Here is a 12,933-nt window from a genome sequence, read left to right on the forward strand (position 1 = left end):
GAATAAGCCTTTTCCTACGGGGCTCACGCAGCCCCGTAATACCGGCCCTCAATGCCCCTTCATGGGGCATTTTTACACCTCAAAGATAATAATTATTCTCGTTTAGCCTAAATACCCTTCCGCCTTTTCGTCTCAGTGCAAACGGATTTTTTCCCTCGACGACAAGGAGACGGCAGCGATGCTCGCGCCATTCACCCGTTCCATGACTTTGACATTCGGCCTGTGCGGCGCGGTTCTGAGCCCCGAGCTGCTGGCCGAAAGCGAACCCGCCCGGAACCCCGACCGCGGCGCCAAGACCCTGGAGCTCGATGCCACCAGCGTCACCGCCCAGGGCCTGGGCGCGACCACGGAGAACACCGGTTCCTACACCACCGGCAGCATGAGCACCGCCACGCGCCTGAACCTGTCGATCAAGGAAACCCCGCAATCGGTGTCAGTGGTGACCCGCCAGCAGATGGACGATTTCAAACTCGATACCTTGTCCGAGGTGCTGGGGCAAACCACCGGGGTGGTGGTCCAGCACCTGGACTCCGACCGGGTGAGCTATTCCTCCCGCGGCTACTCCATCAACAACTTCCAGATCGATGGCATGCTCAACACCTTCAACCGCATGAAGTCCGATTCAGACACCATCATCTACGACCGCATCGAGGTGGTCCGCGGCGCCACCGGCCTGACCACCGGCGCCGGCGACCCCTCGGCCACGGTCAACATGGTGCGCAAGCGGCCGACCCACGAGTGGGCGGCCAAGGCCGGCGTCAGCGGCGGTAGCTATGACAACTACTACAGCTACGTCGACGTCGGCGGTCCCCTGGGGTTCGACGGTCGCCTGCGCGGGCGCACGGTGCTGGCCTATCGCGACAGCCAGTCGTTTCGCGACCACTACCAGCTGCAGCGGGAAGTCGGCTACGGCATTCTCGAGGCCGACCTGAGCGACAGCACCACCCTGGCCGTGGGCTACGACTACCAGGACAAGCAGGTCCAGGGCACCTCCTGGGGCACCGTGCCCTACTGGAACGCCGCGGGCGGCAAGGCCAATCTGCCGCGCTCCACCAACATGGCGGCGCACTGGAGTTCCTGGCCGCTCAGGGACAAGACCGCCTTCGCCACCCTCGACCAGCGCCTGGGCCACGACTGGCACCTGAAAGCCGCCTACACCCACCGCGACAGCGACAGCGACGGCAAGGTCTATTACGGCGGTGCCGGTTTCCCGGAAGCCGACCGCTCGGGCATGACCGCCTGGGCCAGCCATATGATCGGCACGCAGAAAATGCGCGTGTACGACTTCAACCTGGCCGGCCCCTACAGCCTGCTGGGCCGCGAACATGAGCTGATGCTGGGCTACGGCGAGGCCGAGCGCCGCGAGTCGTCGCCCTACACCGTCGGCGGCCCGACACCACCGGGTTACGCCAGCATCGCCGACTGGAAATACATGGGCGGCATCGCCAAGTTTCCCGACACCGTGACCAACCTGCCCGGTTCCGGCGACAGCACCCGGCAAAAGGCCGGCTACCTGGCCACCCGCCTGAGCCTGAGCGACGACCTGCATGCGGTGCTCGGCAGCCGTTACGGTAGCTGGAGCGCCCACAGTCGTTCTCGCCGCTACGATGCCAACAACCAGCTGACCAGCCTCGAAGACACCCGCCAGCAGCACAACGACATGTGGACCCCCTACGCCGGCCTGCTGTACGACCTCACTCCCGAATACACGGCGTATGTCAGCTACACCGACATCTTCAAGCCCCAGACTCAGCGCGACGCCAGCCGCAAATACCTGGAACCGGTGGTCGGCAGCAACTACGAACTGGGGCTCAAGGGCAGCCTGCTGGAGGAGCGCCTGAACCTGGCCACCGCGGTGTTCTGGAGCAAGCAGGACAACGTCGCCGAACTGGACAGCTCGGTGCCGCCGGACCCGGTCACTGGCGAGGAGTTCTACAAGTCGGGCGGCAAAGGCGGCAAGGTGCGGGGGTTCGAGGCCGAGGTCTCGGGCGAAATCCTCGCGGACTGGAACCTCACCGCCGGCTACACCTATACCCACGCCCTGGACGGCGAAAAGCAGCGCGCCAACGGCGGCGAGCCGATGAACATGCTGCGCCTGTCCACGGCCTATCGCCTGCCGGGCCAGTGGCGGGCGCTGACCGTCGGCGGCAGCCTGAACTGGCAAAGCGAGATCTACGGCAGCAGCCGGCGGCCGGTGGGGCGCGACGGCAACGGGCGTATCGTCACCGAAAACACCCGCATCCATCAGCAGGCCTACAGCGTGGCCGGGCTGATGTCGCGCTACGAGTTCGACCCGCACCTGTCGGCCTCGCTCAACGTCACCAACCTGTTCGACAAAAAGTACTACGAACGGGTCGGCTTCTATAACGGCGTCTACTGGGGCGAACCGCGCACTATGACCCTGAGCCTGGACTGGAAGCTTTAACCCGCCCTTATTCCTACACGGCCCATATCAGTGGGCCGTCAGCGCCTCTCATCCGGGATGACAGCATTGTCATCCCGCCTTCAGCGCCCTGTTAACCCCCAGTTAATAAGATCGCGCCATACTTCTATTACTGCTTCGTTACAGGGACGCGACGGAATTCCGATCACCGTCAATGGGACACCACACATGAAAGCCTCCACACTCCTGCTCGCCGGTCTGATGATTGCCAGCTCGGGTGCAGCGTTCGCCGAAGGCGGCGCTGAACGCATGAAGCACTACTGGGACAACTTCCCCATCAGCCAGCAGATACCCCGCACCGATAGCGAACAGGCGTCCTCCGAGAGTGGGAAAAAAACTCAGGCACCCGCCGAGGACCCGACCCGCGCCAGCGCGCAACCGGACGCCTGAAACGCCCCGAGCTCTACTCCTCTCTGACGATCATGCTCCCTTGCCAGAGAGGATCTTCCGGCGCTCTTTCACGGGCGCCTTTTTTTATCGCCGTCGATATCAGCGACATGACCATGGGCTATCAACTTTCTGACGTCAAAATGACAATTACGCCATCTAAGCAGGCGTCACTGCCGGCTGTATTAATATAAGTTTCCGCCAAACTACGACATATATTGAAACAGTAAATGACAGATGATCAGTTTGAATCACTTCACTTGGCTTGCTATTGGACCAGCCAGCTAACCGGCTGTCGAAAACAGGCACAAGCTATTGATATCAAGCACTTTAAATCTTGACCCTAAAGCCACTTCAGGCTTGAGCATTCCCCGACCCAAACGGCTGAGGCTATTTATCAGCAGCAACTTCGCGGGCTTTATGGCTGGTCCAACAACAACTTCATATCCAGCGCCATTGAAATCGTATTAATGATCAAGAGGTCACTTTTCCATGCGCATTCTGGTTGTCGAAGACGAGCGTAAAACTGCCGATTATCTGCATCAGGGCCTGACCGAAAGCGGTTATGTAGTCGACCGCGCCGCCACCGGTGTCGACGGGCTTTACCTGATCGAACAGCAAAACTACGAACTGGTGATTCTGGACGTCAATCTGCCGGAAAAGGACGGCTGGCAGGTGCTGGAAGACATGCGCAAGGACAGCAACGCCCGGGTGATGATGCTCTCGGCGCGCGGGCGCCTGGCCGACAAGGTCAAGGGGCTGGACCTGGGGGCCGACGACTACCTGGTCAAGCCGTTCGAGTTTCCCGAGCTGCTGGCGCGGGTGCGCACCCTGCTGCGGCGCAGCGAGAACCTGCCGGCGACCGACACCCTGCGGGTCGCCGACCTGGAGCTCGACCCACGCCGGCACCGGGCCTATCGCGGCTCGCGGCGCATCGACCTGACCACCAAGGAGTTCACCCTGTTGCAGGTGCTGATGCGCCAATCGGGCGAGGTGCTGACCCGGACCCAGATCATCTCCCTGGTCTGGGACATGAACTTCGACTGCGACACCAACGTGGTGGAGGTCTCCATCAGCCGCCTGCGGGCGAAGATCGACGATGCCAGCGAGATCAAGCTGATCCACACCATCCGCGGTGTCGGTTATGTCCTGGAAGTGCGCCAATGAAAGCCGCGCAACGCACCGCCAGCAGCCTGTCCATGCGCCTGGGCCTGACCGTCAGCCTGATGGGTGCGGGCCTGGTGCTGCTGCTCGCGACCCTGGCCTACCTGGCCCTCAGCCACGAACTGGGCAGCCTGGCGCGGGAAAGCCTGGACAACAAACTCGAACAGATCCGCCACACCCTGACCAGCGACCTGAAGACCGGCGATATCGCCGCCCGCCCGCATTCGCTGCTGGACCTGGTGATGGGCCACGACAACCTGCACCTGAGCATTTTCGCCGCCGATCCCCAGGCCGAACCGCTGCTGAACATCGGCAACCGCAACCTGGGCCCGCTGCCCGAAGCCCTGACCCAGCCGGAAAGCCCGGCGTTCCTCGGCTGGCTCGACAGCGCCGGCAACCGGTTGCTCAGCGCCTCCAGCCTGATAACCCTGCGCAATGGCGAACAGGTACGGGTAGTGCTGTCCCTGGACCGGGCCAATGACCAGGCGTTGCTCAGTGCCTACCTGCGTTCCACGGTGATCGCCCTGCCTCTGCTGCTGATGCTGATCGGCATCGGCGCCTGGTGGGTGGTGCAGCGTGGCCTGGCGCCGTTGCAGCAATTCAGCCGGGTAGCCGCCAAGGTCACCACCCAGGACCTGACCCATCGGCTGTCGCCGGACAACCTGCCGCGGGAGCTGGCCGAGCTGGCCCACAGCATCAATTTCATGCTGCACCGGCTCGACGGCGGCGTGCAGCAGCTCTCGCAATTCTCCGACGACCTGGCCCACGAACTGCGCTCGCCCATCACCAACCTGATGGGCAAGGCCCAGGTCACCCTGTCCCGGGAGCGCCCGCCCCACGAGTACAAGGCGGTGCTGGAGTCGAGCACCGAAGAGCTGGAGCGCCTGACCCGGATCGTCAGCGACATGCTGTTCCTCGCCCAGGTCAGCCATCCGGCCTCCCAGGTGGCGTTCGAAGCAATATCCCTGGGCGAGGAAGCGCGGCGGGTCATGGAACTGTTCGCCCTGAGCGCCGAGGAAAAGCACCTGGGCATCAGCCTGTCCGGCGATGGCCTGGTGTATGGCGACCGCCTGATGATCCAGCGGGCGATCTCCAACCTGCTGTCCAACGCCATCCGCCACAGCCCGCGGGCGTCGAGCATTTCGATCCTGGTGGAGGAACATGAATCGAGCGTGTCGCTGTCGGTGGGCAACCCCGGCGCCGGTATCCCGGAGCAGCACCTGGCGCACCTGTTCGAGCGCTTCTATCGGGTCGACAGCAGCCGCTCGCGCGCCGAAGGCGGTACGGGACTGGGCTTGGCGATCGTGCGCTCGATCATGAACCTGCATCAGGGCCGGACCGAGGTCAGCAGCGTGCCGGGCAGCTTCACCCTGTTCCGCCTGGTGTTTGCCCGGCTCAACCACCCGCCGCGCACCTGACGACGCTGGCCTCAGGCCTCCAGCAGCAGGCCGACGGCGCCACCGGCGAGCACCACCAGCCAGGGCGGCAGCTTCCAGCGCATCAGCGCGGCCAGGGCCAGCAGCGCCAACCCCAGGTCCAGCGGCTTGAGGATGCTGCTGGTCCACAGCGGGTCGTACAGCGCCGCCGCCAGCAGGCCGACCACCGCCGCGTTGACGCCGGCCAGCGCGGCCTGGACCCGGCCCAGGTGGCGCAGGTGCTGCCAGAACGGCAGGACGCCGACGATCAGCAGCATGGCCGGCAGGAAAATCATCGCCAGGCACACCAGCGCGCCGCGCCAGCCGTCGATGGCGGCGCCGAGAAAGGCCGAAAAAGAGAACAAGGGGCCCGGCACCGCCTGGGCGGCGGCATAACCGGCGAGAAACAGATCGTTGCTCAGCAGGCCCGGTGCGACCACCTCGCTCTGCAGCAGCGGCAGCACCACATGGCCGCCGCCGAACACCAGGGCGCCGGCGCGATAAAAACTGTCGGCCAGCAGCAGCGACAGGCTGGGCCAGAGCCCGGCCAGCAGCGGCAAGCCCGCCAGCAACAGGGCAAAGAGCACAAGGGCCAGGTAGCCCGTGCGCTTGCCGACCGCGATCGCCAGCCCGTCCTCGCGCTGGTCGAAGGTCGGCTGGAGCAGGCCTGCGCCGATCATCCCCGCCAGCAACATCACGCAGACCTGACCGAGGGTGGTCGGCCAGAGCAGTACACTGATCGCCGAGACCAGCGTGATCAGCATGCGCAACGGCCCGCGGCACAAAACACGGGCCATGCCCCACAGGGCCTGGGCTACCACCGCCACCGCGACGATCTTCAGGCCATGCACCAGCCCGCCGGGCAACCCTGTGCCGCTACCGCTCAGGCCCATGGCCAGGGCAATCAGGATCAGCGCCGAAGGCAAGGTGAAACCCAGCCAGGCGCCCAGCGCGCCGGCCAGCCCCGCCCGCGACCAGCCCAGGGCAAAGCCCACCTGGCTGCTGGCCGGCCCCGGGAGGAACTGACACAGGGCGATCAGCTCGGCATAGGCCGCCTCGCTCAGCCAGGCGCGGCGCTGGACGAATTCGCTACGGAAATACCCCAGGTGCGCCACCGGCCCGCCGAAGGAACTCAAGCCCAGCCGCAGGAACACCAGGAACACCGTCCAGGCACTGTCACGGCGGGTCACGGGGGCATCCAGGGGAGATGAGTTCATCGGCCGGCGGGCTCCAGGGCCTTACAGGGTTTTGTTCCAGAACAGCATCCGGCCATGGCTCGGGTCGAGCCTGGCGTCGTCGAAGCCGAACTTGCGGTAGGACGCCTGGGCCACCGCGTTGCCCTCCAGCACTTCCAGGGTGATCTTGCAGCAGCCGCGCTGGCGGGCGATCTCCTCGACCTTGTGCAGCATCTTCTGGCTCAGGCCCAGGCCGCGGAATTTATCGATCACCGACACATCGTGCACATTGACCAGCGGCCGGCCGGCAAAGGTGGAAAAACCCTCGAAGCAATTCACCAGGCCGGCGGGTTCGCCACCGACAAAGGCCAGCACGCTGAACGCGTGGGGCCGCTTGGCCAGTTCGCCGGGCAATTGCCGCAACAGATCGGCGTCCAGCGGCTGGCCGCCGCCCATCGGGTCCTGGGCATAGTGGTTGAGCACCAGGGCGATCGCCTCGGCGTGTACCGGGTTGGTGTAGCTGGCCTGGAGTACCAATACGTCTGCAACGTCCATGTTTGTCCTCAACAGTTATTGATCCGGGCGGGTCCCCGGGAGAGCGATTGTAAACACCGGCACATGACCAAACGAGCGGCTAGCGCGTCAAGCGCTACCGTTCTTTTTCCTCGACCGCCTCCGCGCCCCAGATCTGCGCTTCGCTCCAGCCCAGCTCGGCAAAGTCCTCGGCGCGCAGGGCCGCCTCGCCCGCGCAGAAAAACTCGTCCAGCTGCGGCGGCGCCACCCGGGTGCCGCTGAGCATCGCGTGCACCTGGCCACGGTGATGCAGCTGGTGCTCGAACAGGTGCGAGAGCAGGCGCAACCGGGTATCGCGCTGGGGTTTTTCCCGGGCGATGGTGACGATACGCGCAAGGTCCACATCCCGTTGCTGCGCGCAATAGGCGATCAGCCGGCGGTCCACCAGCGCCTGCTCGCGGCGCAGGTCGGCGGCCTGGTCGAAAGGTTCTTCGTCATCGAAAAACACATAGCAGTCGGCCCGTGGCGCCTCGCCGCGCAGCTCTAGCTCCAGCGCGTCGACGTAGAACCAGTCGCAGGTAAGGATGTGGTTGAGGGTGGCTTTCAGGCTGGGAAAGAAACTCACCCGCGGCGCCGCCAGCTCGCTCGGGTCCAGTATTTCCCAGGCCTTGCCCAGGCGGTGATTGGCCCAGGCGTTCTGGTAAGCCATGGTCAGCAGATGATGGGACAGGGGCTGGTTCACGGTCAGGTCTCCCTTGTAATGATCAGGCGTGCTCAGCCGAAACGCTGCAGCTGCATCTCCTTCAGACGACTGAGGGTACGGCGGAATGGAAACTCCAGGTAGCCCTCGGTGTACAACGCCTCCATCGGCACCCGCGCTTCGAGGTAGAGCGGCACCTTGCGGTCGTAGCACTCGTCCACCAGGGCGATGAAACGCCGCACGCTGTCATCGTGCACCGATAGCTGCGGCAGCTCGCGATCGCCCGCCACCACTCGCTCGGCGCCATCCTCGGTGCCCCGGGCAATCCGCCCCGGGCGCTGTTGCGCGCTGAGCTCGGGCACTTCGCTGAGCAGGATCGCGCTGAAGCGGTCGCACAGGGCCATGAAGTCCATGGCGGCAAACGGCTGCTCGCACAGGTCGGCGAAACGGCACCAGAGCACCCGCTCGCTGGCCTTGATCACCCGGACCTCGCGGTAGCCCACCGACAATACCGCGCTGGACACCGCCTGCCCCGCCGCCAGTTGTTCGAACGCCGGGCCCAGGGCGCTCGGTTGGCCGGCCGGGGTCAGCCAATAACGCTGGGTGGCCACCCCCGGGTGCAGGCGATGGTCCTGGGCGCCGTCCACCGCCACCACCTGCATATGCGCCTCGATCGCGGCAATCGCCGGCAGGAAGCGTTCGCGGTTGAAACCGTCGGCATACAGCTGTTGCGGCGACTGGTTGGAGGTGCAGACCATCACCACGCCCTGCTCGAACATCACCTGGAACAGGCGTCCGAGAATGATCGCGTCGCCGATGTCGTTGACGAACAGTTCGTCGAAACACAGCACCCGCACCTCTTCGCTCAGCTCGCGGGCCAGGGCCTGCAACGGGTCGGCGGTGCCGGTCAGCTGGAACGAGCGCTGATGGACCCAGCCCATGAAATGGTGGAAGTGCTGACGCCGCGCCGGCACCTCGAGGCTTTGATAGAACTGGTCCATCAGCCAGGTCTTGCCCCGCCCCACGGGGCCCCACAGATAGACCCCGGTGATCGAGCGTCGCCCTTCATGCAGCGCGACATGACACTGCTGCAGGGCCAGCATCGCCCGCTCCTGGGCCTCGTCGGCGACGAAACCGCGCTCCTGGAGGGCGTACTGATAGGCGCTGAGGGGGGAATCGAAAGGCATGGGGTCCACGCATCCGCAAATGGGCCGCGCAGTATGCCATGCCTCATCTTGCAACCGCCGCGGCTACGAGGAACACGACGCCTGTGTAGCCGCTGCCGAGCAGCGCGAGGCTGCGATCGGCAACGCAGTTGCCGTAATCCGGGCCGCGCGTTCTACCTGATACACCGCGTGCCCAGGTTTTGCGGCAACTGCGTTGCCGATCGCAGGCTGCGCCAGCGGCTACAGCGAGCGCGGGCGCGATGGCTACAACGAGATATCCAGCCGGGCGATCTTGCCCTGCTCGTCGAGCCGGAACACGTAGCGCAATTCCAGCGGGCTGCCGGGAAAGCTGCCGGAGATCAGGTTGTCCACCAGCACCTTGCCAGTGCGTTGCTGGACCTTGAGCACCTCGAGCCGTGGCTGGTAACGGCGGGCGCGGTCTTCCATCCATTGGGCGATGGCCCGGGTGCCGGCCTGGTGCTGGCCCTCATCGAACACCTGGGCGTCTTCGGCGAAGAAACTGGCGACCGCCGAACTGTCACGGCCATTGGTGGCCGCGAGGTAGGCGGCGATGGCCGGTGCGAGAGAATGGCTGTGCTGGACATGGTGCTACGGCTCCTTGTTTGTCATTGCTGGAGCCATGCTAAAACGCCGTCGCGTCAGTTCTTGTCAGGAGTGAAACGTCCGGCATCGTCCAGTTGCATGCGCTGGCGCCAGGTGCGCAACAGGTCGCTGCGCCGTCCCGGATAACGCTGGCCCTGCTCGCTCGCGGCGGCGATGCGGTCGGTGCGAAAGGTGCGGAAGTCGTCGCGCAGCTCACACCAGGCGACGATCACCCGCGCCTCGTTCATGAAGCCCAGGGCCAGCGGCCAGATCAGGCGCTGGCTCGGCGTCTTGTTCACGTCGGCGTAATCGATGTGCAGCTTGGCCTGCTCGCGGATCGCCTGGCGAAACACATTCAGCGGCACCACGTTTTCCGGGTAGCGATACGCCGGCGGGCCGGGCAGCACGGTTGGGTTGTGCAAGGCTTCCTGGGCTGCCGGCGCCAGCACCGCGGCGATCTTTGCCAGGGCATCGGCGGCGGCCTTGCCGAGGACTTCGTCGCCACGCTGGTCGACATAGCGCAGGCCAAGGACGATGGCTTCGGTCTCGTCGGCGTTGAGCATCAGCGGCGGCAGGAACAGGCCGCTGCGCAGCACATAGCCGATCCCGGCCTCGCCATGGATCGGCGCACCCAGGGCCGTCAGCTCGGCGATGTCGCGGTACAGGGTGCGCTCGGACACCGCAAGCTCCGCCGCCAGCGCCGCGGCGGTCACCGGGCAGCGCTTGCCGCGCAGCACTTGCAACAGGGTCAACAAACGCGTGGTACGCGACACGGCATCAGGCTCGACAGGGAAGGATCGGCGCAGCTTAACAGAGCACCCTGTCAGGATCTGTCAGTAGCGAACCCCGTAGCCGCTGCCGCAGGCTGCGATCGGCAACGCAGTGGCCGCAAAACCTGAGCCTGCGGTACATCAGACAGAGTGCGTTGTCCGGATTGCGGCCGCTTCGCAGCCGATCGCAGCCTGCGGCAGCGGCTACAGGGACCGGCGATGTCTGGATGATTGTGAGGCTGGCCCTTCTGGCCCGGGCACCTTTCTGGCATCCTGCGCCTCCATTTTTCTGACCGGGTCCGCAGATTTTGCCTTACGTCCTTCGACAGCCCGCGTCGCGCCCCTTTTCTCCACGTGTTTCATGCCCTATCGACACGTCATTGGCAGGCTTTTTCCCATGACCGCACCTGATCGCTCCACGCCGCGCTACAAGTCCGACCTGATCTATGGCCTGGAGGACCGCCCGCATTTCAGCGCGGCGATCTTCGCCGCGCTGCAACATGTGCTGGCGAGTTTTGTCGGCATCATCTCCCCGACCCTGATCTTCGGCGGCGTGCTGGGCCTGCAGAACGAAACGCCCTACCTGATCAGCATGGCGCTGTTCGTCTCGGGCCTGGGCACCTTCGTCCAGGCCCGGCGCCTGGGGCCGATCGGCTCCGGGCTGCTGTGCGTGCAGGGCACCAGCTTTTCCTTTATCAGCGTGCTGCTCAGCGCCGGCCTGATGGTCAAAGGCCGTGGTGGCAGCAACGAGGAAATCCTCTCGACCATCTTCGGCATCTGCTTCTGCGCGGCCTTTATCGAGATGTTCCTCAGCCAGTTCATCGGTAAGCTGCGCAAGCTGATCACCCCGGTGGTGACCGGCACCATCATCACCCTGATGGGCTTGTCGCTGATCAAGGTGGCGGTCACCGACATGGCCGGCGGCTTCGGCGCGCCGGACCTGGGCGCCGCCAGCAACCTGGGCCTGGCCGCCCTGGTGCTGCTGACCATTGTCGTGCTCAACCGCTTCAGTCACCCAATGCTGCGCCTGGGCTCGATCGTCATCGGCCTGACCCTGGGCTTCGTGGTCGCCTGGCTGCTGGGCCGGGTCGATATGGCGGCGATGCCGGACGTGCCGATGGTCAGCGTGCCGGTGCCGTTCAAGTACGGTTTCTCCTTCGACCTGATCGCCTTCATTCCGCTGGCGGTGATCTTCCTGATCTCGCCCCTGGAAGCGGCCGGCGACCTGACCGCCAACTCGATGATTTCCCAGCAGCCGGTCAAGGGCCCGCTGTACATCAAGCGCATCAAGTCCGGCCTGCTGGCCGACGGTTTCAACTCGATGGTGGCGGCGGTGTTCAACAGCCTGCCGATGGTCACCTTCGCCCAGAACAACGGGGTGATTCAGCTGACCGGCGTGGCCAGTCGCTACGTGGCGTACTTCATCGCCGGCCTGCTGGTGCTGCTCGGGCTGTTCCCGGTGATCGGTGCGGTGCTGCAACTGATGCCCAAGCCGGTGCTGGGCGGCGCGACCCTGATCATGTTCGGCACCGTGGCCGTGGCCGGGATCAAGATCCTCGCCGAAGCCGGGCTGCATCGACGCAACGTGCTGATCGTGGCGATCTCCCTGGGCATGGGCCTGGGCGTGGCGGCGGTGCCGGAAGTCCTGCGCGAACTGCCCAAGGCGCTGCACAACATCTTCGAATCGCCGATCACCGTGGGCGCGATGTGCGCGATCCTGCTGAACATCTTCCTGCCGGAAGAATTCATCGAGCTGGAAGAAGACGAGTTCGACCCGGAAGCGGCGACCCTCAAAGTCATGCAGGACCCGGATGTGAGCGCCAAGGCCAACGCCTGACCCCGAGCATCTGTAGGAGCAGCCGGTCGACGCTCGATTGCTCGCGATGGCGTTATTGGCCGCACCGCCAAACTGGCATCTGTAGGAGCGAAGCTTGCTCGCGATGGCGTCGGTGGCGACACCACCAGACGGCAGGCCTCAAGCTCACTACCAGCCCTGCCGGCCCAATCGCCGGCAAGCCTGGCTCCTACAGAAACCGGGCGTTCTTGACATCGTGGTTTGTGGTGCAGACCTGGCCGCGCTAGATTCATCAGTGCCTCCCTTCCCGCAGAGACGACCCCTGATGCGCAGATTCCTCGGCCTCACCCTTTCCTTGCTGTTGCTCAGCCTGAGCGCCTGCGCCCTGTTTCCCCAGCGCGATCAGTTGCACATCAATGTGGTCGGTATCGAACCCTTGCCCAGCCAGGACCTGGAAGTGCGCTTCGCGGTCAAGCTGCGCCTGCAGAACCCCAACGAAACCGCGATCAACTACAACGGCGTGGCCCTGGACCTGGAAGTCAATGGCCAGCCGCTGGCCTCCGGGGTGAGCGACCAGAGCGGCAGCATCGGGCGTTTCTCCGAGGGGGTGCTGGTGGTGCCGGTCAGCGTCTCGGCCTTCGCCGTGCTGCGCCAGACCCTGGGCCTGAGCCAGACGCAAAGCCTCGACGACCTGCCCTACGTGCTGCGCGGCAAGCTCGCCGGCGGCCCGTTCGGCACGATGCGTTTCGTCGACAAAGGCCAGCTGAGCCTGCCCAAGACCGCCAACTTCACCTGGTAAGCG

Annotated in this window: 12 protein-coding genes; 6 read left to right on the forward strand and 6 right to left on the reverse strand. The window is 64.9% G+C overall.

The genetic code is table 11. The features are described 5' to 3' along the window. Positions 1-178 precede the first annotated feature (178 nt). From AC07PQ_RS21960 to AC07PQ_RS21975, 4 genes are all read left to right on the forward strand, one after another. Positions 179-2,425, forward strand: coding sequence for a TonB-dependent siderophore receptor (locus AC07PQ_RS21960; RefSeq protein WP_007922717.1), 2,247 nt, complete (start codon positions 179-181; stop codon positions 2,423-2,425). 186 nt (positions 2,426-2,611) lie between these two features. Continuing rightward, entirely contained in the window at positions 2,612-2,833 is a 222-nt protein-coding gene (locus tag AC07PQ_RS21965) for a hypothetical protein (RefSeq protein ID WP_007922716.1), read from the forward strand. Positions 2,834-3,322: 489 nt separating this feature from the next. After that, positions 3,323-3,997, forward strand: coding sequence for a heavy metal response regulator transcription factor (locus tag AC07PQ_RS21970; RefSeq protein WP_007922715.1), 675 nt, complete (start codon positions 3,323-3,325; stop codon positions 3,995-3,997). Then, complete coding sequence (locus tag AC07PQ_RS21975; RefSeq protein WP_101337876.1) at positions 3,994-5,412, forward strand: heavy metal sensor histidine kinase; 1,419 nt, start codon at positions 3,994-3,996, stop codon at positions 5,410-5,412. The genes AC07PQ_RS21970 and AC07PQ_RS21975 overlap by 4 nt, the downstream gene beginning before the upstream one ends. Positions 5,413-5,423: 11 nt before the next feature. Here AC07PQ_RS21975 and chrA read toward each other — a convergent pair whose 3' ends face one another. The 6 genes from chrA to AC07PQ_RS22005 form a co-directional block, all read right to left on the reverse strand. Next, complete coding sequence (chrA, locus tag AC07PQ_RS21980) at positions 5,424-6,626, reverse strand: chromate efflux transporter (protein ID WP_493186217.1); 1,203 nt, start codon at positions 6,624-6,626, stop codon at positions 5,424-5,426. A 21-nt stretch (positions 6,627-6,647) separates the two neighbouring features. Further along, positions 6,648-7,139: a GNAT family N-acetyltransferase gene (locus tag AC07PQ_RS21985; RefSeq protein ID WP_009043737.1), complete on the reverse strand. Its 492-nt coding sequence runs from the start codon at positions 7,137-7,139 to the stop codon at positions 6,648-6,650. A 94-nt stretch (positions 7,140-7,233) separates the two neighbouring features. Next, on the reverse strand, positions 7,234-7,839 hold the full coding sequence (locus tag AC07PQ_RS21990; RefSeq protein ID WP_493186216.1) for a DinB family protein: 606 nt from the start codon (positions 7,837-7,839) through the stop codon (positions 7,234-7,236). A 32-nt stretch (positions 7,840-7,871) separates the two neighbouring features. Next, positions 7,872-8,984 carry a cell division protein ZapE gene (gene zapE / locus AC07PQ_RS21995; protein ID WP_493186215.1) on the reverse strand — a complete coding sequence of 371 codons (1,113 nt, stop codon included), beginning with the start codon at positions 8,982-8,984 and terminating at the stop codon, positions 7,872-7,874. 243 nt (positions 8,985-9,227) lie between these two features. Continuing rightward, positions 9,228-9,536 carry a nuclear transport factor 2 family protein gene (locus AC07PQ_RS22000; RefSeq protein WP_493186371.1) on the reverse strand — a complete coding sequence of 103 codons (309 nt, stop codon included), beginning with the start codon at positions 9,534-9,536 and terminating at the stop codon, positions 9,228-9,230. Between the two features lie 86 nt (positions 9,537-9,622). After that, positions 9,623-10,339 (reverse strand): helix-turn-helix transcriptional regulator, encoded by a 717-nt coding sequence (locus AC07PQ_RS22005; RefSeq protein ID WP_062825795.1) that lies wholly within the window; start codon positions 10,337-10,339, stop codon positions 9,623-9,625. A gap of 394 nt (positions 10,340-10,733) precedes the next feature. On the opposite strand from AC07PQ_RS22005, the gene AC07PQ_RS22010 reads away from it, so the two are divergent. Both AC07PQ_RS22010 and AC07PQ_RS22015 read left to right on the forward strand, forming a co-directional pair. Beyond that, the gene (locus AC07PQ_RS22010) at positions 10,734-12,173 is read left to right on the forward strand and encodes a nucleobase:cation symporter-2 family protein (RefSeq protein ID WP_007928536.1); all 1,440 of its coding nucleotides are present in this window, start codon (positions 10,734-10,736) and stop codon (positions 12,171-12,173) included. Positions 12,174-12,456: 283 nt separating this feature from the next. Then, entirely contained in the window at positions 12,457-12,930 is a 474-nt protein-coding gene (locus AC07PQ_RS22015) for an LEA/WHy family protein (RefSeq protein ID WP_007928537.1), read from the forward strand. Positions 12,931-12,933: the final 3 nt, after the last annotated feature.

This window comes from Pseudomonas sp. GW821-FHT09E12 (assembly GCF_059416085.1).

Coding starts and splice junctions, on each gene's coding strand:
- AC07PQ_RS21960 (WP_007922717.1), top strand. CDS start 179: ATGCTCGCGCCATTCACCCGTTCCATGACTTTGACATTCGGCCTGTGC.
- AC07PQ_RS21965 (WP_007922716.1), top strand. CDS start 2,612: ATGAAAGCCTCCACACTCCTGCTCGCCGGTCTGATGATTGCCAGCTCG.
- AC07PQ_RS21970 (WP_007922715.1), top strand. CDS start 3,323: ATGCGCATTCTGGTTGTCGAAGACGAGCGTAAAACTGCCGATTATCTG.
- AC07PQ_RS21975 (WP_101337876.1), top strand. CDS start 3,994: ATGAAAGCCGCGCAACGCACCGCCAGCAGCCTGTCCATGCGCCTGGGC.
- chrA (WP_493186217.1), bottom strand. CDS start 6,626: ATGAACTCATCTCCCCTGGATGCCCCCGTGACCCGCCGTGACAGTGCC.
- AC07PQ_RS21985 (WP_009043737.1), bottom strand. CDS start 7,139: ATGGACGTTGCAGACGTATTGGTACTCCAGGCCAGCTACACCAACCCG.
- zapE (WP_493186215.1), bottom strand. CDS start 8,984: ATGCCTTTCGATTCCCCCCTCAGCGCCTATCAGTACGCCCTCCAGGAG.
- AC07PQ_RS22010 (WP_007928536.1), top strand. CDS start 10,734: ATGACCGCACCTGATCGCTCCACGCCGCGCTACAAGTCCGACCTGATC.
- AC07PQ_RS22015 (WP_007928537.1), top strand. CDS start 12,457: ATGCGCAGATTCCTCGGCCTCACCCTTTCCTTGCTGTTGCTCAGCCTG.